Annotated in this window: 10 protein-coding genes; 4 read left to right on the top strand and 6 right to left on the bottom strand. The window is 65.6% G+C overall.

Annotation, left to right across the window (positions count from 1 at the left end; all coding sequences use genetic code 11):
- Nucleotides 1–29 precede the first annotated feature (29 nt).
- On the bottom strand, nucleotides 30–8,054 hold the full coding sequence (locus tag H8A92_RS19615) for a cadherin domain-containing protein (protein WP_229197284.1): 8,025 nt from the start codon (nucleotides 8,052–8,054) through the stop codon (nucleotides 30–32).
- Nucleotides 8,055–8,851: 797 nt separating this feature from the next.
- Between H8A92_RS19615 and H8A92_RS19620 the strand changes: the two genes are divergently transcribed.
- The 3 genes from H8A92_RS19620 (at nucleotide 8,852) to H8A92_RS19630 (ending at nucleotide 14,748) form a co-directional block, all read left to right on the top strand.
- Complete coding sequence (locus tag H8A92_RS19620; protein WP_229197293.1) at nucleotides 8,852–10,120, top strand: efflux RND transporter periplasmic adaptor subunit; 1,269 nt, start codon at nucleotides 8,852–8,854, stop codon at nucleotides 10,118–10,120.
- Nucleotides 10,117–13,290, top strand: coding sequence for an efflux RND transporter permease subunit (locus H8A92_RS19625; RefSeq protein WP_229197285.1), 3,174 nt, complete (start codon nucleotides 10,117–10,119; stop codon nucleotides 13,288–13,290). The genes H8A92_RS19620 and H8A92_RS19625 overlap by 4 nt, the downstream gene beginning before the upstream one ends.
- 267 nt (nucleotides 13,291–13,557) lie before the next feature.
- Entirely contained in the window at nucleotides 13,558–14,748 is a 1,191-nt protein-coding gene (locus H8A92_RS19630) for an ABC transporter substrate-binding protein (protein WP_229197286.1), read from the top strand.
- A gap of 175 nt (nucleotides 14,749–14,923) precedes the next feature.
- On the opposite strand, the gene H8A92_RS19635 is transcribed toward H8A92_RS19630, so the two are convergent.
- The 5 genes from H8A92_RS19635 to H8A92_RS19655 form a co-directional block, all read right to left on the bottom strand.
- On the bottom strand, nucleotides 14,924–15,313 hold the full coding sequence (locus tag H8A92_RS19635) for an MAPEG family protein (protein ID WP_229197287.1): 390 nt from the start codon (nucleotides 15,311–15,313) through the stop codon (nucleotides 14,924–14,926).
- Between the two features lie 102 nt (nucleotides 15,314–15,415).
- Nucleotides 15,416–16,501, bottom strand: a complete 1,086-nt coding sequence (locus H8A92_RS19640; RefSeq protein ID WP_229197288.1) for a lipocalin-like domain-containing protein — start codon at nucleotides 16,499–16,501, stop codon at nucleotides 15,416–15,418.
- Nucleotides 16,491–18,950 carry an ABC transporter permease gene (locus H8A92_RS19645; RefSeq protein WP_229197289.1) on the bottom strand — a complete coding sequence of 820 codons (2,460 nt, stop codon included), beginning with the start codon at nucleotides 18,948–18,950 and terminating at the stop codon, nucleotides 16,491–16,493. The genes H8A92_RS19640 and H8A92_RS19645 overlap by 11 nt, the downstream gene beginning before the upstream one ends.
- Nucleotides 18,947–19,600: an ABC transporter ATP-binding protein gene (locus tag H8A92_RS19650; protein ID WP_229197290.1), complete on the bottom strand. Its 654-nt coding sequence runs from the start codon at nucleotides 19,598–19,600 to the stop codon at nucleotides 18,947–18,949. The genes H8A92_RS19645 and H8A92_RS19650 overlap by 4 nt, the downstream gene beginning before the upstream one ends.
- Before the next feature lie 36 nt (nucleotides 19,601–19,636).
- Nucleotides 19,637–20,398 (bottom strand): class I SAM-dependent methyltransferase, encoded by a 762-nt coding sequence (locus tag H8A92_RS19655; protein ID WP_229197291.1) that lies wholly within the window; start codon nucleotides 20,396–20,398, stop codon nucleotides 19,637–19,639.
- Nucleotides 20,399–20,623: 225 nt separating this feature from the next.
- On the opposite strand from H8A92_RS19655, the gene H8A92_RS19660 reads away from it, so the two are divergent.
- Nucleotides 20,624–21,937 carry an MFS transporter gene (locus tag H8A92_RS19660; protein ID WP_229197292.1) on the top strand — a complete coding sequence of 438 codons (1,314 nt, stop codon included), beginning with the start codon at nucleotides 20,624–20,626 and terminating at the stop codon, nucleotides 21,935–21,937.
- Nucleotides 21,938–22,000 lie beyond the last annotated feature (63 nt).

The raw sequence follows: 22,000 nt of genomic DNA on the forward strand, positions 1-22,000 counted from the left end.
GGCAGGCGTTGTTGTTGCGCGACGTTGGATCAGACCACCAGATCGTGATGGGTCTGGACGTGGTTGTCGACCGGTGTACCGCCCATGGCGGCGAGTTGCGTCTCGTGGCCCGACCACCAGGCTGTGCCGGAACTGGACTGCCCGCTGAACAGATCGGTCAGTGCCTGGGCATTCTGGGCAAACGCCGCGAGGTCGGAGTGGCTCGCGCCGGTCGGCGATGGGTTGGTCGCCTGCTGGCCCGCGAACGTGTCGGTCTGTGCGAACACGAAGTTCTGTTGCGTGTAACTGGTGCTCGGCGTCACGCCGGTTTTCGCGACGTCGGCGGCGCTCGGCAGCCGCCGCTCGCCGTCGGCAAGGCCGATATACATCAGGTCGTGGACATCGGACGGCGAGATGGTGTCGGGGAGGCCGAGCACATGTCCCAATTCATGCGTCACGGTGGTCAGGAGATCGAGATGCCCCGCCGCTGCGGTCGACGAATCGGTCAGCAGATCGGTGCCGGACGCATTGAGGGCGTGCGTGAACTCGAAATTGTCCGACGGTGTCGGGTCGATATACCAGCCGTGGCCGGCGGCAGCGGTGTCGATCGTGATGTGGCCGGCACTTTCCAGACCGACAATCTGGCCCCCCAGATCGGCGACGCTGAAGGTCACGGCATGCAGGAGGAAGAGCTGGGCCGTGCTGGCGCCTGCTGCCGCCCATTGCGCGATCGCCGACGACACCACCGAGTTGAGCTCGCTCTGTGTCAGGTGGGTTTCACCGGGGGTCGCGACATCGGCCTGAACGCCGCCGTCCGCGGCGAGCAGCGGCGATGCGCCGAATCCGTGGGTGCTGGCCGCCGTGACGCTGACTGTCGGCGCCGTGGTGACGGTATTGTGCGCCAGAACGTAGCTCGCAATTGCCGCGGTATCGGTCGCGCTGCCGCTGTAGGACGTGCCATCGCCCGCGTGCAGGCCGACGGTGGTGTTGTCGCGATCGCGCAGCCGGATATCGGTACCGCCATTCGCGCCCGAACCGAGGAACTGATTTTTCTGGGTACCGCTGCCGCCCAGCGTCAGCGAGACGCTCTGCGCATCGCCCGCGACCGTGCCGGCGTTGAGCTCAAAGCCGTGATTGCCGAATCCGCCGGGGTTGGACACCGTGTTGCCCATGACGATTGCGGTCAATAGGGCGTTGCCGCCGTCGACCGCGTCACCGGTCTGCAGGTAGATGCCGTCGTTGTTGTACTGATACAGATGGTTGTTGGTGATCGTGACGCTGGAATTGGCGCCGCCATCGGTGATGAAGCCGATATCGCTGCCTTGGGCGGATCCGCTATTGGCAGTGCCCGCGACGCCGATCGTGTTGGAATCGATCGTGCCGGTAAACGAGCTTGCTCCCGATCCGGTGCTGATACCGAGCGCCGAGCCGAGGGCATCGCGCATGGTATTGTTCGCAATGTCGAAGGTCAGGTTGGCGTGGTCGCCGGTCCCGCCGGAACTGATGGTGATGCCGCCGCCGCCAGAGACGATGTTCTGGTTGTTGTTCGAGAAGCTGTTTCCGAGCGCGGCGGTCGCGCCGCCCAGCACCAGGTCCGAGCTGACGCCGCCATGCAAATCGAGCTGGAACAGGTCGCCGCGCGCCGACGTGAACGTCGAGCCCTGAATCGTCGCGTTGAACGTTCCGTCGGTGGCCTGGAACACCAGCGCATCGCCCGACTGGTTTCCGGACGCCGAATTGGTGGCGAAGGTCGAGCCGGTGATGGTGATGCGGTTGAGGATCTGACCGCTGTTGTTGAAGACGTGGAACGCATCGAGTGCCGCGCCCGTGAAGGTCGAGTTGGTCACCGAGGCCGTGCCGGACAGGCCGGTGAAGTAGACGTCGCCTTCGCCGATGCCGCCGACATTGTCGCCGTTGGTGCCGGTCACCGTCGTGTTGCCGAGGGCAAGGCCGGTGACGCTGGTGCCGACAATGCCGTAGTTCTGGAAGTCGTGCATCGTCAGATAGGAGATCTCAACGTCCTTGGTATTGTTCAGGTAGATGCCGCTGCCCTGCGTCGTGCTGCCGTCGGCGCCGGTCTTGTCGGTGATCGTGCCGCCGCTGCCCGCCGTCGAGCCGTCGCCGGTGACGTGCAGGCCGCCATTGCCGGCGGCCGTGCCGGTATTGGAGAGGATGATGCCGTTGTTGGACCCGCCACTCGACGTGATGCTCTGGAAGGTGATGTTGCCCGATCCGATATTGGTGTTCTCGACGTCGAGCGCGGTGCCGGTGCCTGATGTGATGGTGTTGTTGCTGCCGGTGACGGTAATCGTGCCGCCATGGGTGAAGCTCATGCCGGCGCCACTGGCGGTCTTGATTACGATGTCGGACATCGAGACGGTGCCGACATTGTTGCCGTCGTCGCTGATGCCGATACCGGTCGAGGCCGAGGTGTCGATGCTGACGCCGGTGATGGTGTGGCCCGACGTGCCGAGCAGGTCGATGCCATTGTCGGCGCCGGTGACCTTGATCACCGGATCCGAGCCGGAGCCGGCATTCGCGGTGACCACCTGGCCGGTCACCGGATTGGTGAACTGCAGGGTATGGCTACCGCCGATCAGGTTGACGCCGTTGGCGAGATTGATGCCGTTGGCTTCGCTGTAGGTGCCGGTGCCGTGCTCGAGCACGACGTAATCGCCGGAGCCGGCCGGATTTGCCGCGTTGAAGGCCGCGATCGAGGTGTATGGATCGTGCTGGGTACCGAGGTTGAGGCTGGTGCCGCCCGTCGAATTGTCGATGTAGAACACCTGCGGGACGACGCCGACATGGAAGGTCTGGGCGCCCGATGAGAGCGGCCCGCCGGTGCCGTTGTGGCCGTTGTCGCCGACGTTCAGCGTCACCGTATCGGTGCCGGTGAAGCCGTCGTCGCTGTTGTAGGTCAGCGTCGCCAGCGCGGTGTTGACCTGCGCGGCCGTTCCCGTGAGCGTGACGGTGTGGCTGTTGTTGTTGGTGAAGCCCGAGAGCCCGTTGGTATTGAAGCTCAGCGCCGCATGAGCTGAGCTGATCGTGGCCGTGACGGTGCCGGGGTCGGAATCGACGTCGGCGACGGACAGGCCGGAAATCGCGAGATTGGTATGCGAGAATGCGGTGCCGATCGAATTATCCGCCGGCACCGTCGCGGTCGGCGCATCGTCCACCGCAGTCACGCTTCCGGTCGTCGACCCCGTCCCGGTGTTGTTGCCGCCGTTCGCGGTGCCGCCGTCATCGTGCACGGTCAGGGTATAGGAGCGCGCGGTGGTGTCGGGGTTTTCGCTGGTGTTGTTGAACTGGATCAGGCCGAGCGCCGCATTGTAGTGCGCCAGCGTGTCGGTGCCGGTGAAGCTGATCGTTTCGGTGCCGGCGGTGCTGGTGATGTCGAAGTGGATGCCGCCGATATCGCCGCTGCTGCCGGCGTGCCCCGCAATCGAGAGCGCATCCGACGGCTTCAGATCGTTCAGCACGAAGGTCGCATCGGTCAGGTTGTTGCCTTCGGCGTCCGTGATCGTCAGGTTCGGCGTGATCGTGACCGGTGTCGAGTTCGCCGCCGGCGTGCCGTTCGGCGGTTCGGTGAATCCAGTGATGGCGCCGAAGCTGATCACCGGCGCGTCGTTGACCGGCGTGACGTGAATGGTCGCGGTCGAGGTGTTGCTGTCCAGCGAGCCGTCGTTGACGGTGAAGCTGACGGTGCGATCCGCCCCGGACGGATTGTCGCTGGAGTTGAAATAGGTGATGGAATCGAGCGCGGCCTTGTAGTTGGCGACGCTGGAGGAGCCGGTCAGCGTCAGCACGCCGGTCGCGGCATTATACGATCCGCTGATGCCGTTCTGGCCGACGAAGCCGAGCACGTCCTGGCCGGCGGCGAAGCCGCCGGTGATGGCAACCGTGGCGCCCGCCATGTTGGCGCTGTCGACGTCGGACACGCTGACCGACGCGTCGATCACGGTCGCGACCTGGTTCTCGATGTAGTTCAGCGTGCCGCCGGCTGTCGTGACCGGCGGATCGTTGACCGGCGTGACGTTGATGGTGTCGGTGACCGGCGTGGAGTTCGCCGCGCCGTCATTGGCGATGATGGTCACCGTGCGCGCCAGGCCCGACGGGTTGTCGCTGGTGTTGACATAGGTCACCGACGCCAGCGCGGCCTGGTAGTTGGCGACCGTGTCGGTGCCGGTCAACGTCAGTTTGCCGGTCGCGGCATCGAACGTGCCGGTGATATTGGCGGTGTTGGTGAAACCCAGGATATCCTGGCCGTTGGCATAGTTGCCGGTGATCTGCACCGTCGCACCGGCCAGCGTGGTGTTGTCGACGTCGGTGACGGTGATCGCGGGGTCGAACGCGGTCGCGGCCTGGTTCTCGGTGTAGTTCAGGGTGTGGCCGGCGGTGACCACGGGCGGGTCGTTGACCGGGGTGACGTTGATGGTGTCGGTGACGGGCGTGCTGTCGAGCGTGCCGTCATTGGCGGTGATCGTCACGGTGCGCGCCAGTCCGGACGGATTGTCGCTGGTGTTGAAGTAAGTCACCGACGCCAGCGCGGCCTGGTAGTTCGCGACGCTGGAGGTGCCGGTCAGCGTCAGCGTTCCGGTCGCGGCGTCGAAAGAGCCTGTGATGCCGTTCTGCGGGTTGAAGCCGAGAACGTCCTCGCCGGGCACATAATTGCCGGTGATGTGCACCGTCGCGGACACCAGATTGGCGTCGTCGGCGTCGGATACGGTGATCGCCGTATCGATCGCGGTCGCGGCCTGATTTTCCGTGTAGTTCAGGGTATGGCCGGCAGTCACGACTGGTGCCTGATCGACGACGACCTGGATGATGAAGGTCTGCTGGCTGTGCAGCGTGCCGTCGGAGGAGTCGACCGTGACGTCGTAGGACGGGTTCGCGGGATCGAAGACGATCTTGGTCGGATCGGCGACCGTGACCTTGCCGGTGTTGGGGTCGATCGTGAAGCCGCCGCCGGAGGTGTCGCCGACCAGCGAATAGGTCACTGCGGGTCCGTTGACGTCGGTCGAGGACGCCGTCAGGTGGGCATAGCTGCCCACCGGCGCGCCGACCGCGACGCGGTTGGCGGCGCCGTCGCTGTCGGCCGGGGTCGACGGCGCGACGTCGGTGACGGCGATGGTGAACGTCTGCGAGCTCGCCAGCGTGCCGTCGCTGGCCTGGGCGGTTACCGTGTAGGAATGGGTGGGGCCGCTGCTCTCGTAATCGATCTTGGTGGGGTCGGTGACGGTGATAACACCCGTCGTCGCGTTGATGGTGAAGCCGCCGCCGGAGGTGTCGCCGATCAGCGAATAGGTCACGGCCGGGCCGTTGACGTCGGTCGCGGACGCGGTGATGCCGACGGTCGAGCCGGCGGCCGCGCCCTCGGTGATCGTGTTGGTGGCGACGTCGGCATCGACCGGGGTCGACGGCGCGGCGTCGTTGACGGCGATGGTGAAGGTCTGCGAGCTCGTGAGCGTGCCGTCGCTGGCTTGCGCGGTCACCGTGTAGGAATGGGTCGGGCCGCTGCTCTCGTAGTCGATCTTGGTGGGATCGGCGACGGTGATGACGCCGGTTGTCGCATCGATGGTGAAGCCGCCGCCGGAAGTGTCGCCGATCAGCGAATAGGTCACGGCGGGACCATTGACGTCGGTCGAAGACGCGGTGACGCCGACCGTGGTGCCGGCGGCGCCGCCTTCGACGACCCTGTTGGCCGCGGCGTCGCTGTCGACCGGGGCTGACGGCGCAACGTCGGAGACGTTGATGGTGAAGGTCTGCGAACTCCCAAGCGTGCCGTCGCTGGCTTGCGCGGTCACCGTGTAGGAATGGGTTGGGCCGCTGCTCTCGTAGTCGATCTTGGTCGGATCGGCGACGGTGACGACGCCGGTCGCGGCGTTGATGGTGAAGCCGCCGCCGGAGGTGTCGCCGATCAGCGAATAGGTCACGGTCGGGCCGTTGACGTCGGTTGCAGACGCTGTGATGCCGACGATGGAACCCGCGGCTGCGCCTTCAGCGACGGTGTTGGCGGCGACGTCGCTGTCGACCGGGGTCGACGGCGCGACGTCGGAGACGTTGATGGTGAAGCTCTGCGTGCTGGTGCCGCCCTGGCCGTCGCTGGTCTGCGCGGTGATGGTATAGCTGTGACCCGCGCCGCTGGTTTCGTAATCGATCTTGGTGGGATCGGCGACGGTGACGACGCCGGTTGTCGCATCGATCGTGAAGCCGCCGCCGGAGCTGTCGCCGACCAGCGAATAGGTGACCGGCGGGCCGTTGACATCGATCGAGGATACAGTGACTCCCACGGTGGTGCCGGCGGCGGCGCCTTCGGCGACCGAATTGGGCGTGGCATCGGCGTCGACCGGGGTCGAGGGCGGAGCGTTGGTGACGTCGATGGTGAAGGTCTGCGAGCTCGCGAGCGTGCCGTCGCTGGCGGTTGCCGTCACGGTGTAGGCGTGGCCGGGCGCGCTCTCGTAGTTGAGCTTGGTCGAGTCGGCGACGGTGATGATGCCGGTCGTCGGATCGATCGCGAAACCGCCGCCGGAGGTGTCGCCGGTCAGTGAATAGGTGACGCCGGGACCGTTGACGTCGGTCGCGTGCGCGGTGACGCCGACCGCGGTGCCGGTGGCCGCGCCCTCGACGACGTGGTTGGCGGTGGCATCGCTGTCGACCGGGGTCGATGGCGCGACGTCGGTGACGTTGATAGTGAAGGTCTGCGTGCTGGTCAGCGTGCCGTCGCTGGCCTGCGCGGTGATGGTGTAGGCGTGGCCGGGGGCGGTTTCGAAATCGATCTTGGTCGGATCGGCGACGGTGACGACACCGGTCGCAGCATCGATGGTGAAGCCGTGCGCATCGCCGACCAGCGAATAGGTCACGGCGCCGCCATTGATGTCGGTGGCGTGCGCGGTGATCCCGACCGTGGTGCCGATCGCGGCGCCTTCCACCACCGAGTTGGCGGTGACGTCGGTATCGGTCGGTGCCGACGGCGGCGCGTCGGTGACGCCGATGGTGAAGGTCTGGGTCGACGAGGTCGCGCCGGCAGTTGCGTGCACGGTGATGGTGTAGGCGTGGCCGGGCGCGCTCTCATAGTCGAGCTTGGTCGGATCGCCCACCGTGACGACGCCGGTATTGGGATCGATCTTGAAGCCGCCGCCGGAGGTGTCGCCGGTCAGCGAGTAGGTGGTTGCCGGACCGTTCGGATCGACCGCTGACGCGGTGATGCCGACCAGCGTGTTGACGGCGGCGCCTTCGACCACGCTGTTGGCGGCGGGATTGACGTCGACCGGCGTCGACACCGGAACGTCGTTGACGTTGATCGTGAAGCTCTGCGAACTGATGCCGCCATGGCCGTCGCTGGCCTGCACGGTGATGGTATAGGCGTGGCCCGGTGCGGTCTCGAAGTCGATTTTGGTGGAATCGGCGACGGTGACGACGCCGGTATTGGGATCGATCTTGAAGCCGCCGTTGGAAGAATCCGCCGTCAGCGAATAGGTGACGCCGGGGCCGTTGACGTCGGTCGACGCTGCGGTGATGCCGACCAGGGTATTGACCGCGGCGCCTTCGTTGACGGCATTGGCGACGGCGTTGCTGTCGACCGGCGTCGAGGGCGGCGCATTGCTGACCGCGATCACGAAGCTCTGCGACGAGACGAAGACGCCGTCGGTTGCCTGCACATTGACGATGTAGCTGCCGCCGGAGCTTTCGAAGTCGACCTTGGCGGGATCGGCGACCGAGACCACGCCGGTGTTCGGATCGACCTTGAAGCCGCCATGGGAGGAATCCGCGGTCAGCGAATAGGTGACGGGAAGGCCGATCAGGCTGCTCGACTGCGCGGTAATGCCGACCGAGGTGTTGGCTGCCGCGCCTTCGACGACGGTGTTGGTGCTGGAATTGGTGTCGGTCGGTGGCGCCAGGAAGCCCTGGACTGGCGGCCACAGCGTGCCGGGAGGGCAACCAAGGTAGAGATATTGCAGACCATACGTGTCGGCGAACGCCTGCGCGGCCGGATCGAGGATGATATGTCCGGTTGGATCGAGGTGAAGCTCGGGGCGAGTTAAACCACCGATTGTATAGGCAGGTATGGTCGTCATGAGCGCTCCTGCGACCGGCCTGGAAGCCGATCAATATTTACAATTGTTGGGGACGATGACGTGTGAAGCCGTTCACACGTTGAAGTTGACCGCCCGCGACCGGCGATCGCGCCGAGTCGCCTGCAATTCGAGAAGGCCGCGATGTCCGCGGAGCCGTGGCTGCAGCAAGGTCAAATGCGCTTGCCATTTACGTAGTCGCTTTCACACACTCGCGCCGCGACAAAACACAATGAATGTCCGAGAAAAATGCGGCCGGCCAACAAAATTCATGCTTTGGCAACCATGACCGTATTGGCGAAATTTTCGCGTGTCAATGTGTGTGCGGATGACAACCGCGTCGTTAACGATGATTTCGTCTTGCAGCGAGAGGTAGAGTGATGGAACTCCACCGATCCTGGCATCTGCGCGCCGAGGTTGTTGCGCCAAAAGTCGAACCCGAGGCAGGGTGACGAATCCGTGAAGCGAGTTCGCGCTGTGATTGATTCGGGACGATCCGTCTGTGACCTTCCGCCTTCGATAGGCCAGCCAAACTGCCCCTTTTCGTCGTCACGGTTTCGCGAGCGTGTCGTAAGGCTTTCAGACTACGCAACTATTTGCTTGATCCGGCCGCCATCTTGAACAGACTGGGGTGCGGCCACATCTGTGACGTCCGCTGCCGCGACATTGCGGTGGTCCATCCGTGTTGAATCACCGCAATTTCGTTGCGACTTTCGTAGCCCTGCTTTGGTCGGCGTGCTTCGTGGTCTTTTGGGGAGAGGGAATTGAGTTCGATTGACAGAACGGAGCGTCCGGTTCCGGTGAGCGGCGTCGAGCGTCATTCGCTTCGCCGCCAGGAATTCGTCAGGGCATTCGTCAGGGCGTGCTGGCTCGGCCTTGCGCCGATTGGCTTGCTTGCCGCGCTGACGCTCGGCGGCTGCGACGACAAGAGCGCGCAATCGCAGGCCGCGCCGCCGGCGCCGCCCGTGACCGTCGCACAGCCGGTCAAGCGCACCGTCACCGATTGGGACGAGTTCACCGGCCGCTTCGAGGCGATCGAGGAAGTCCAGGTCCGCGCCCGCGTCGGCGGCTTCGTCAACAGCGTCGAGTTCAAGGACGGTGCGATCGTCCATGCCGGCGATCTGCTTTACATCATCGATCCGCGGCCGTTCGAGGCGGTCGTGCTGCAGGCCGAAGGTCAACTCGCCGACGCGCGCGCCAAGGGCGAGCTTGCCAAGCGCGATCTCGAGCGCGGGCTCAACCTGGTGCAGACCAGCGCGGTCTCGGAGCAGGTCGTCGACCAGCGCCGCCAGGCGTTGCAGGCGGCGCGCGCAGCCGAGACGCAAGCCGAGGGCACGCTGAAGGCCGCGCAGCTCAACGTCGAATTCACCCATGTGCTGGCGCCGATCACCGGCCGCGTCAGCCGCCATCTGGTGACCCCGGGTAACCTCGTGCAGGGCAGCGAGGGCGGCGCGACGCTGCTGACCTCGATCGTGTCGCTCGATCCGATCTACATCTATTTCGACGTCGACGAGGCGACCTACCAGCGCAACAGCAAGCTGTGGTTCGAAGGCCGGCGGCCGAGCTCGCGCGACACGGCGAATCCGGTGCAGGTGACGCTGACCGGCGAGACCAAGCCCTCGCATGAAGGCAAGATGGACTTCCTCGACAACCGCCTCGATGTCTCGACCGCAACGCTGCGCAGCCGCGCGGTGATCCCGAACAAGGATCTTTCGATCCTGCCCGGCCAGTTCGGCCGCGTCCGCCTGATCGGCTCCTCGCCCTATGAGGCGCTGCTGATTCCGGACACCGCCATCGCCACCGACCAGTCGCGCAAGATCGTGTTCGTGGTCAAGGACGACAACACGGTGGAAGCAAGAGCGGTGACGCTCGGGCCGCTGGATGAGGGCCTGCGCGTGATCCGCGAAGGCCTCAAGCCGGAGGATCACGTGATCGTCGACGGGCTGCAGCGCGCCCGCGTCGGCGCCAAGGTGACGCCGAAAATAGCGCAGGCGCCTGCGGAAACTAAAGCTCCGGCAGGCGACAAGCCCGCTGCTGATGCCAAGCCCGCGGCAGGTGCGAAGCCATGAATCTCGGAAGGCTTTCCATCAACCAGCCCATCCTCGCGATGGTGCTGTCGATCGTGCTGCTGATCGTCGGCGCGATTGCCTATCCGACGCTGCCGGTCTCGGAATATCCGCAGGTCGTGCCGCCGACCGTCGTGGTGACGACGCAATATCCCGGCGCTTCGGCGCAGACCGTGTCCGACACCGTCGCCGCTCCGATCGAGCAGGAGATCAACGGCGTCGAGGACATGCTGTATCTCTACAGCCAGGCGACCTCGAACGGCCAGCTCACGATCACCGCGACCTTCAAGCTCGGCACCGACCTCGACAAGGCCCAGGTGCTGGTGCAGAACCGCGTCGCCATCGCGCAGCCGCGGCTGCCCGAGGAAGTGCAGCGCAACGGCGTGACCACGCGCAAGAACTCGCCCGATATCCTGATGGTCGTGTTCATGCTGTCGCCCGACGACACGTTCGACCAGCTCTACATCTCCAACTACGCGCTGCTGCAGGTTCGCGACCAGCTGCTGCGGCTCGATGGCGTTGGCGATATCCAGATGTTCGGCGCGCGCGATTACTCCATGCGGCTCTGGCTCGATCCGGACCGGATCGCCAATCTCGGCCTGACCTCGACCGAGGTATTGGCGGCGATCCGGGCGCAGAATTTGCAGATCGCGGGCGGCCAGATCGCCGAGCCGCCGATCGCCGATCGCGCATTCCAGCCGAACCTCGTCTTCACCGGCCGCCTCAAGGACATCAGGCAGTTCGAGGACATCGTGGTGAAGGCCGGCTCCGACGGCCGCACCGTGCGGCTGCGCGACGTTGCCCGCGTCGAGCTCGGCGCGCTGTCCTACGCTACCAACAGCTTCCTGCTGCGCAAATCGGCGGTCGCGCTGCTGGTGACGCAACGGCCGGGATCGAACGCGCTCGCCACCGCCAAGGGCATCACCGACACGATGGAGCGGATGAAGGCGGGCTTCCCGAAGGGGCTCGACTACAATATCGGCTACAACCCGACCGAATTCATCGCCCAATCGGTTCATGAGCTGATCAAGACCATCTACGAGGCGATGGCGCTCGTCGTCATCGTGGTGCTGGTGTTCCTGCAGGGCTGGCGGCCTGCGATCATCCCGATCATCGCGATCCCGGTGTCGCTGGTCGGCACCTTCGCGGTGATGGCCGCGCTCGGCTTCTCGATCAACAATCTGACGCTGTTCGGCCTCGTGCTGGCGGTCGGCATCGTGGTCGACGACGCCATCGTGGTGGTCGAGAATGTCGAGCGGCATCTCGAACACGGCATGTCCAGGCGCGAGGCTGCGCTCAAGACCATGGAGGAGGTCGGCGGCGCGCTGGTCTCGATCGCGCTGGTGCTGTGCGCGGTGTTCGTGCCGACCGCCTTCCTCGGCGGCATCTCCGGGCAGTTCTTCCAGCAATTCGCGGTCACGATCGCGGTCGCGACCGCGATCTCCTGCTTCTGTTCGCTGACGCTGTCGCCGGCGCTGGCCTCGCAGATCCTGGTGCCGCACGAGGAGAAACGCCCGCCTGCACGCTGGAACATCATCGCGCGCGGCTGGGACAGCTTCACCGCACTGTTCAACCGGGTGTTCGACCGGCTGGCCCACGGCTATGCCGGTGTCGCCGACTTCGTGATCCGGCACACCGTGGTGATGGTCGCGGTCTACCTCGTCTTGATCGGCAGCGCCGGCTGGCTGCTCGCGACCACCTCGCAGGGCTTCATCCCGGCGCAGGATCGCGGCTACGTCATCATCTCGGCGCAACTGCCGGGCGCCGCATCGCTGGCGCGGACCACCGCTGTTGTGCGGGAGATCGAGCGGATTGCGCTGGATACTCCGGGCATCGTCCGCGTCGCGGCGTTCGCCGGCTTCTCCGGCGCGACGCGCACGCAAGCGGGCAATGCCGCGGCGCTGTTCCCGGTGTTCGACGAGCCGGAGGCTCGCCTGAAGAAGGGGCTGACGGCGACTGCGATCACGGCCGATTTGCGCAAGCGCCTGTCGGTGATCCAAGGCGCCTTCATCATCGTCATTCCGCCGCCGGCCGTGCCCGGCATCGGCACCGGCGGTGGTTTCACCATCCGTGTCCAGGACCGGCAGGGGCGCGGGCCCGAACTGCTGGCGTCCGCGACCGACGAGCTGGTACAGGCTGCGCGCAAGTCGCCGAACCTGACCTCGGTGTTCTCGCCGTATTCTGCGAACACCCCGCAGCTGTTCGTCGATATCGATCGCGTCAAGGCGCAGAAGCTCGGCGTTCCCATCGCCAACATCACCGACACGATCGAGACCTATTTCGGCTCGACCTATGTCAACGACTTCAACCTGTTCGGGCGCACCTACCACGTCACCGCGCAGGCCGATCTGCCGTTCCGCAAGGAAACTACCGATCTGTCGCGGCTGCGCACCCGCAACGCCAGTGGCGACATGGTGATGCTCGGCAGCGTCGTCGACTTCAAGGACATCTCGGGCCCCGACCGCGTCGCGCGCTACAATCTCTACTCGGCGTCCGAGTTGCAGGGTGAGCCGGCGCCGGGCGTCAGCTCGACGACGGCGCTCAACACCATCAAGAAGATCGCGGACGAAACCCTGCCGAGCGGCTTCTCGTTCGAGTGGACCGACCTGTCCTACCAGCAGGTCAACGGCGCCAATGCCGGCCTCTACGTGTTCCCGATCTGCGTGCTGTTCGTCTATCTGGTGCTGGCCGCGCAATATGGCAGCTGGACGTTGCCGTTCGCGGTGATCCTGATCGTGCCGATGTGCCTGTTCGCAGCTACGATCGGCGTGCGCATCATGGGCCAGGACGTCAACATCCTGACCCAGATCGGTTTCGTGGTGCTGGTGGGGCTTGCCGCCAAGAACGCGATCCTGATCGTCGAGTTCGCGCGCGATATCGAGCTCGAGGGCCGGCCGCGGCTGGAGGCGGTGATCGAGGCCTGCCGGCTCCGCCTGCGGCCGATCCTGATGACGTCGTTCGCCTTCATCCTCGGCGTGCTGCCGCTGGTGGTGTCGACCGGCTCGGGCTCGGAGATGCGGCAGGCGGTCGGCGTTGCCGTGTTCTTCGGCATGCTCGGCGTCACCCTGTTCGGCCTGGTCTTCACGCCGATCTTCTACATGGTGGTGCGCAACCTCGCGGAAGGAAAGAACGAGGGCAAGCCGAAGGAGCCCGCGGCGACCGTGGCGGGATAGCGGGCGAGCAAGCATTCCGGTGCACGAGTCCTTCCCGTCATCCTGAGGTGCGAGCGGAGCGAGCCTCGAAGGATGCACGGCCCGGCTGGTGGCCGTCGACCCTTCGAGACGCGCGTTCCGCGCTCCTCAGGGTGACGGGTCTAGGTTTCGTGCGAGGCCTCTAAGCCCATACTATTGGCTGAACTGAAATCGATGGGCAGGCGCGGGGTTATAAAATAATGTCGCGTCGATTTTTCCTGATGAGAAAACTGCTGGGAGAGCATAACAATGAAGTCGGGATTTTTGGCCGCCGTCGCGGCGTGCAGCCTGATGCTTGCGGCGCCGGCGATGGCCCAGGGTGTCAAGATCGGCATCCTGAACGACCAGTCGGGCGTCTACGCTGACTACGGCGGAAAGTACTCGGTCGAAGCCGCCAGGATGGCGATCGAGGATTTCGGCGGCGAGGTGCTCGGCCAGAAGATCGAGATGATCACCGCCGATCACCAGAACAAGCCCGACCTCGCGACCGCGATCGCGCGGCGCTGGTACGACACCGAGGGTGTTGACATGATCACCGAGCTGACGACGTCGTCGGTCGCGCTCGCGGTCCAGGAACTGTCCAACGAGAAGAAGAAGATCGACATCGTGGTGGGCGCGGCGACCTCGCGCATCACCGGCGATGCCTGCACGCCCTACGGTTTCCATTGGGCGTTCGACACACGCGCGCTCGCCGTCGGCACCGGCAGCGCACTGGTGAAGGCGGGGGGCGACAGCTGGTTCTTCCTCACCGCCGACTATGCGTTCGGCTATGCGCTGGAAAAGGATACCAGCGAAATCGTAAAAGAGAGTGGCGGTCAGGTATTGGGCTCGGTTCGCGTGCCGCTCAACTCGTCGGACTTCTCCTCTTTCCTGCTGCAGGCACAGAGCTCGAAGGCCAAGGTCATCGGGCTCGCCAATGCCGGTCTCGACACGGTCAATTCGATCAAGCAGGCGGCTGAATTCGGCATCGTGAAGGGCGGTCAGAAGCTCGCCGGCCTGCTCATGGTGCTTTCGGACGTGCACGGTCTCGGGCTTGAGACCGCGCAGGGGCTGGTCCTGACCGAGGGCTTCTACTGGGATCGCGATGACAAGACGCGTGCCTTTTCTGAACGCTTCTTCAAGCGCACGGGCCGCATGCCGAACATGATCCAGGCGGGTACCTATTCGGCGACCCTGAGCTATCTCAAGGCGGTCAAAGCCGCCGGCACGAAGGACTCCGACGCGGTGACCAAGAAGCTGAAGGAGCTGCCGGTCGATGACGCCTTCGCGCAGGGCAAGGTGCTCGCGAACGGCCGCATGGTGCACGACATGTATCTATTCGAGGTCAAGAAGCCGTCGGAATCGAAGAAGCCCTGGGACTATTACAAGCAGATCGCCGTGGTGCCCGGCGACAAGGCATTCTTCACCGCCAAGGAAAGCGGCTGCCCGCTGACCAAGTGACGCGGAGCTGACGTATCACGCAACGCGCGATACAACATCACCGTCGTCCCTGCGAACGCAGGGACCCATAACCACCGCACCTGGGTGTTGCGACGGGCTCGGGCCCCAGCCATCGCAAAACTGGGGCCCGGGTCCAGCCCCGGGACGACAGTGAGTGCGCGACACCGTCTCGGCCTCAATGCGCCAGCTGCCACACCGCGCCCCCGATTGCGCCGACCCACAGGATGGTGGCCGCCAGGGCCTGGATGAAGAATCCCGGGCTGCGTTTCGCCACCGCCTCGCGATAGCCGATGAAGTAGACGATACGGCCGATCACCCAGATCGCGCCGACGGCGGCGGCCGCGGCATCGCCGATGTAGATCGCAAACAGCCACAGCGACGGCAGGAAGATCGGGGTCCATTCCAGCGTGTTCATCTGGATCCGGTAGATGCGCTCGAAATCCGCATTGCCCGTGATCGCCGGCAGCTTGACCCCGTAGCGGATGCGGGCGCGCGCGACCTGGGTCGCGAGGAAGAAGTAAAGCGCGACCGCAAGGCAGGTGACGATGGCCGTGTAGTGGTACATGTCAGGCGCTTCCTCTGGTTTCTGTTGGCCCCGATGTCATGACGGGGCAACGAGGCCCGGCGTGACTGCAAGGCTTTTTTGCGCCGATCTTCCGTCGGCGTCCTAGTATCCCGTCATCTCAAGATAGCCGTTTCCCGCGTGGCTGCCTGAGAAGCGGATTGGGCCTTCCCAATAGGGGAAGCTGGTTCCCATCCAGGCTTTTGGATTGAGCGGCGTGGTCTCGATGGCGAGGCCACGTGCGGGCAGGGTGACGCGCCATGATGTCGGCAGCTTGCGGTGCCCGATCTCGGTGGTCGCCATCGGCGTGATGCTGTTGCCGCTCGCTGCGATCTCGGCCGAGCGGCCGTCCGGCGTGATCCAGTTGCCGAACAGGTTCTCGTGGCCATCCTTCTGGCGCAGCCGGTACAGCATCAGCTTTTCGTCGCCGGGCAGATGCAGCGAGAACCAGTCCCAGCCGGTCTGGTCGGCGGCGAGCGGCTGGCTGCTCCACTCGCGATCCATCCAGGCCGTGCCTGTGACGTCGACGGGTTTGTCGTCGATCACGATGCGGCCGGACGCCTTGTAGAACGGCTGGCTGTAGTAGTAGGAGGCCTGTCCGCGGTCCGACTTGCGGCTGTAGCCGTGGTCGCCTTGCAGCACCAGCGCGCGCTCGGCGTCGAGGCGGAGCGTAGTGCTGAAGTCGGCAGCGGAGGCCTTGAGCTCGAGCGGCGCGATGCGTTGCGGATCGAATGCATCGAGCCCGCGCAGCTCCCAGGCGTCGATCCAGGCGCGGAACGGCGCGGCCTCGACACCGGCCTGCCCGACGCCGCCGCGCGCAAAGGTCTCGCTGAAGCGATGTGTGCCGGCGCTGGTGACTGCGGCGTGGCCCATCCAGAGTTGCTGGTTGGCCCAACCTTCGCTGGGGCCGCCCGGCTTCATCGCCTGGCGAAACAGCGTCCATTGCGCGCCATAGGCCGCGCCGCCGGCATCGGACAGGTTCGCGGTCACGTACCACCATTCGATCCGGAATTCCGGGTGCGGGCCCTGATCGGCGGGGAACGTGAACGGCTTGCCCGGCGTGACGGCGGCAAAGCCCTCGGCGCTCTCGCCGAGCCCGGCGAAGCCCTGCGCAAAGCTCTTGCCGCCCAGCGCCAGCGCCATTGCGCCGCCGGCGAAGGCGCGACGCGTGATGGTGCCGCTAACGCTCATTGGCGAAGGTCCGGATCAGGGTGGCCGGCTGCATGCGGGCCAGTCTAGCGACCGGGAGCGCAGCGGCACAGAGCGCCGCGGCCATCGCCACCGCAAGCAGCTCGATCAGCTGCAACGGGAAGACGTGGAATGGCAGTCGCCAGCCGAACGCTTTTACATTGACGATCGCAAGCAGGCACCACGCGACCAATAGACCGAGCGGCAGCGCGAACAGCGCGGTGATCAGCGCAACCGCCATGGTCTTCAGCAGCTCGAGTGCCGCGAGCCGCCGCCGCGTAAGGCCGATCGCCCATAGCGGCGCGAGCTGCGGCAGCCGCGAATTGGCGAGCGTCAGCAGGCTGGTCAAAAGCGCGATGCCGGCGACGCCGAGCGTGAAGGCATTGAGCGCCGCAGTGACCGAAAAGGTGCGATTGAACACCCGTTTCGATTCCCGCTTCATCGTCGCCTGGTCGGCAACGTTGCGGTCGTCGAGGCCGAACTTCTCCTGCAACGCCGTGATCAGCGGCGCGATGTGATCGGGCGCGACGCGGAGCCCGATCCGGGTCAGCGGCGTCTGCGGGAAGTGGCGCGTCAGCGCGGCGAAGTTGACCGCGATCTGGCCCTTGGGGTTGCCGTAATCGGCATAGATGCCGACGATCTCGAGCGGCCAGCTGCCGCCGGGGGCGGGTACCTCGATATGATCGCCGATCGCAAGCTTCATCCGCCGCGACAGTTGCTCGCTGATCAGGCCGGCGTCGCCGGGGCGCAGCCTGATCCAGGCATTCGCCGTGCTCTCGAGCAGCGGCCAGTTGTCGCGATAGGTCGCGTGGTCGGGCAGGCCGAGCACCTCGATCGGCGTGCCGCCGAGCTGGGTGTCGGCGCGGCCGCCGGGCAGGATGGCCTGAACCTCCGGACGATCGCGCAGCCAGGCCTTGATCTCCTTTGCCTGCTGATCGCTGGCGGCGCTGATGTAGACGTCGGCGGCGAGCCTTCCGTCGAGCCAGACCAGGAAGGTGCGGCTGAAGCTTTCCACCATGGTGCCGACGCCGACATTGACGGCCAGTGCGAGCAGCAGCGCCATCAGCGCCAGCGACAAGCCCGACAGCTGCTGGCGGCTGTCGGCCCAGAACCAGATGCCGACCGGTGCCCGCGCGCTGCGCTGGCCGAGCGCGAGCGCGATCTGCAGGATCATCGGCAGGATCAAGGCCGCGCCGAGCATCAGCGCGGCCAGCACGGCAAAGCCCGCGATCAGGGAATCGCCGAACTGAACGAGTGCCGCAGCGACCGCAAACACCGCGAGCGCCGCTACGCTCTGCAACATCAGCCAGCGCCGCTGCGCCTGCTGCCAGGCCTGCGGCTGCGCCGTCGCCAGAACCGGCATCCGGATCGCCTTGGCGAGGCTCGCGGCAGCGGCGGCCAGCGCACCGAGAATGCTGATCGCGATGCCGGCAAACCACCAGACAGGCTTCAGTGAAAGCTGCCCGGGAATCTGCGCGCCGTAGAGCCCGCGCAGGGAGGCGGCGACATCGGGCAGCAAAGCCGCTGCGATGAAATAGCCGCAGACCAGGCCGATCAGGCCTGCGACCAGCGCCAGCGACACCAGCTCGATCACCAGCACGGTGTTGAGCATCCGCGCCGAGACCCCGCAGGCGCGCAGCGTCCGCAGCATCGGCAGCCGCTGCTCGAAGGCAAGTCCGATCGCGGAGTTGACGATGAACAGGCCGACGAAGAACGACAGCAGGCCGAACGCGGTGAGGTTGAGATGGAAGCTGTCGGTCAGCCGTTCGAGGTCGCTCTCGGCGCTCGGCTCGACTAGGCGGAGCTTGTCACCCGCCACGCTTTCGAGCGTTGCATGCGGTGCTTTGGACTTGCCGACCAGCAGACGCGACAGCTGGCCGGGCAGCTTCAGAATGTCCTGCGCGATGCCGATATCGACGATCAGCGCGCCGGGCGCGAGCTCCGCCTGCACACGCAGCGGCGGCAGCGTGAGGCCATTCGCCTGTGGCCGGTCGCCGTCCTTGAGGCCGAGATCGCGCAGCGTTTCCGGCGCCACCAGCACCTCGCCCGGCGGCGTGACGAAGGATTGCAGGCTGCCGCGGCCGACCGCCGGCGCATTGCCGACCTCGGACGGCAGCGTCACCGGCTCGACGCCGAGCAGGCGGAAGCTGCGCCCGTCGATCTGGACGCGGCCCTCCAGCATCGGCGACACCGGCCAGCCGGCGCGGCGCAGGTCGACGAACAGTTGTTGCGGGAAGGTCGCGCTGTCCTTGCCGACCAGAACAGCGGTGCGTGCGCCGCCGAAGGTTGCGGCGGCGCGGTCATAGGCGAAGCGGGCTTGCTGGTTCAGCGCCTGCACGCCGCTCCACAGCGCGGTCGCCGAGATCAGCCCGATCAGCAGCGTCGCAAGCTGCATCGGATGCCGCCGCCAATGGCTGAGCAGCACGGCGAGGATCCAGAGCGGGCGCCTCACGCGACCACTCCGGCATGCAGGGTGACCTGGCGGTCGAGCGTCGCGGCGAGCCGCGCGCTGTGGGTGACCATCAGGAAACCGCAGCCCGTGCGCACAACGAGATCGCGCGCGAGATGCAGAACCTCATCGGCAGTGTCCTCGTCGAGATTGCCGGTCGGCTCGTCGGCGAGCAGCAACAATGGCTTCGGCGCCAGCGCGCGGCCGATCGCGACGCGCTGCTGCTGGCCGCCGGACAATTGCTCGGGATAGCGCTTCAGCAGGTTTTTCAAGCCGAGGCGCTCGATCAATTCGTCATGCCAGGCGGCATCGTGCCGACCGGCGATGCGCGACTGGAACACGAGATTGTCCGCGACCGTCAGGCTCGGGATCAGATTGAACTGCTGGAATACGAGGCCCAGCCGGTCGCGCCGCAGCTCGGCGCGGCCGGCGTCGTTGAGTCCGGAGACGAGGAGGCCGGCGAGGGCGATCTCGCCGCTGTCGGCGGCATCGAGCCCCGCGATCAGATGCAGCAGCGTGCTCTTGCCGCTGCCGGATTCGCCCGATAGCGCGACGCTCTCGCCGGTCGCGACAGTGAGATCGACGCCGCGGAGCACCGCGACGTCTTCACCGGCAGAGCGGTAACTCTTGGTCAGGCCGGTGACGCGAAGCACCGCGGCGGTCTGGTCAGATGAAGCGATGGCCGTGCCTCATTGCGGCTTCTGGTATTTCAGGACGAACTCGTCGATCGGCACCGGCGCCTTGAAGACGGGAATGTCCTTCGGGTCCTCCGCATGATGCAGGAAATCGCCCTCGGCGACCAGCTTGAAGCCGGCGGCCTCGATCTCCTGCTTCAGGGTGCTTTCCTCGATCCGGTGCAGCGTCTTGGCGACGTTGGTGCCGTCGCCGGCCTTGGCCGAGTGGTCCGCGATGATCAGGTAGCCGCCGGGCTTGAGCGCGGCGAACATCTTCTTGTTCATCGCGGCGCGATCGACCGGCAGATAGCTGATGTCGTGATAGAAAAAGAAGAAGGTGATCATGTCGAGGTTCTTGACCTCGGGCGGGATCGGGTCGTCATAGTCCCGCACCACGTGCACCACGTTCTTCATCGCGGGCGCCTTCGCCCGGTTGTCGAACTTGTCCTTGACGAAGCGCTCGAGCACGGTAGCCGAGTCCTGCGCGTAGATCTTACCCGATGGGGCGACGGTGCGCGCCAGCAATTCGGTGCTGTAGCCGGCGCTGGCTGCCATGTCGAGGACGGTCATGCCCGGCTTGACGCCGGCGAAGGCCAGCATCTTGGCCGGCTGGCGGCGCTGGTCGACCTGGCGATCCGCATCGCTGCGATCGGGAGCGGCGACGATCGCCGCGTAGTCGGGACTGACGGCGTCATCTGCGCGGACAGCCGGCGCGGCGAGCAGCGTGGCGGTCGCGAGCGCAGTGCAGGCGACCGCGCGAAGGATCAATCTGTTCATGAAATAACCCCGGGCTTTTCGTTGGCCCCGAACATAGCAGGGCGGCCATGACAGTTCACCGCTTCAACTGGCGCGCCGACGCGATCGTGATCGGCCGTCAGCAGCGCGCGGGGAGCGCCGGGCCCCGAGGAAATGCGGTGTTGCGTTGCGCGCCGAGGCGTGGCTAGCATCGCCTGACGGGGCCGAACTTACGAAGCCAAAAAACGAAACGACGGGGAGCCAGACATGACGACGCAACCGACGTCCAAGTGGACGTCAACGGGGACGCCCAAAGGCGCCTGGCAGATCACCTTCCTTCTCTTCCTATTCATGGTGGTGAACTTTGCGGACAAGATCGTGGTCGGTCTGGCCGGCGTCCCGATCAAGAAGGATCTGGGTCTCACGCCGGAGCAGTTCGGCACCCTCGGATCGTCGTTCTTCTATTTGTTCTCGATCTCGGCGATCGTGATCGGCTTCGTCGCCAACCGCGCGTCGACGCGTTGGATTCTGCTGATCCTGGCGCTGATCTGGGCGGTGACGCAGTTTCCGATGGTCGGGACTGTCGACTTCACGACGCTGGTGATCTGTCGCATCATCCTCGGCGCCGGCGAAGGACCGGCGGCGGCGGTTGCCATTCATGCGATCTACAAGTGGTTCCCCGACGAGAAGCGCACGCTGCCGACCGCGATCCTGTCGCAAGGCTCGGCGTTCGGCGTGATCCTGACGATGCCTGCGCTGGGCTGGGTCATCAACACTTATAGCTGGCATCTTGCCTTCGGTGTGCTTGGCATCGTCAGCCTGCTCTGGGCCGTCGCCTGGTTCGCGTTCGGCAAGGAAGGACCGCTGGCGTCGACGTCAGCGGTTGTCGCCGACGAGCAACGGGTCCCCTACTGGAGGCTCTTGACGTCGCGCACCTTCATCGGCTGCGTTGCCGCGACCTTCGGCGCCTATTGGGCGCTGTCGCTCGGGCTCACCTGGTTCACGTCGTTCATTATCGAAGGGCTGGGCTACACCCAGAAGCAGGCCAATTTCATCTCGATCCTGCCGTGGGTCTTCGGCGCGGTTGTCGTGATCCTGTCCGGCTGGATCTCGCAGCTGATGCTGGCGCGCGGCTTCACCACGCGTGGCGCGCGCGGCGTTCTCGGTTCGGTGCCCTTGATCGTCGGCGGCTGCATTCTCGCCACGCTGCCCTACGTTCCGACCGGCTGGCTGATACCGCTGCTGGTGATCGGCTCCGGCCTGTGCGGCGCGATCTATGTAGTGTGCCCGGCGATGCTCGGCGAGTTTACGCCGGTGTCGCAGCGCGGCGCGATGATCGCGATCTATGGTGCGCTGTACACGTTGTCGGGCATTCTGGCGCCGCAGGTGATGGGCAATGTGATCCAGCACGCGACCACGCCGATGGCCGGCTATATGAGCGGCTTCACCATCAACGCCGCGATCATGGCGGGATCGGGCGTGCTCGGCTTGCTGCTGCTGTGGCCGAACACCGAGCGTGCAAGGCTGGCCGGCACGTCACAGCCCGCGGGTGCGATCAAGGGCGCGATGTCGCCGACGTAGGGCGCCCCTTAGCAACTCGCTCCACTTTGCCTCTCCCACAAGGGGAGAGGCGGCAGTGCCCGT

It is taken from the genome of Bradyrhizobium acaciae, from assembly GCF_020889785.1.
Taxonomy (GTDB): Bacteria; Pseudomonadota; Alphaproteobacteria; order Rhizobiales; family Xanthobacteraceae; genus Bradyrhizobium; species Bradyrhizobium acaciae.

Coding starts and splice junctions, on each gene's coding strand:
- H8A92_RS19615 (WP_229197284.1), bottom strand. CDS start 8,054: ATGACGACCATACCTGCCTATACAATCGGTGGTTTAACTCGCCCCGAG.
- H8A92_RS19625 (WP_229197285.1), top strand. CDS start 10,117: ATGAATCTCGGAAGGCTTTCCATCAACCAGCCCATCCTCGCGATGGTG.
- H8A92_RS19630 (WP_229197286.1), top strand. CDS start 13,558: ATGAAGTCGGGATTTTTGGCCGCCGTCGCGGCGTGCAGCCTGATGCTT.
- H8A92_RS19635 (WP_229197287.1), bottom strand. CDS start 15,313: ATGTACCACTACACGGCCATCGTCACCTGCCTTGCGGTCGCGCTTTAC.
- H8A92_RS19640 (WP_229197288.1), bottom strand. CDS start 16,501: ATGAGCGTTAGCGGCACCATCACGCGTCGCGCCTTCGCCGGCGGCGCA.
- H8A92_RS19655 (WP_229197291.1), bottom strand. CDS start 20,398: ATGAACAGATTGATCCTTCGCGCGGTCGCCTGCACTGCGCTCGCGACC.
- H8A92_RS19660 (WP_229197292.1), top strand. CDS start 20,624: ATGACGACGCAACCGACGTCCAAGTGGACGTCAACGGGGACGCCCAAA.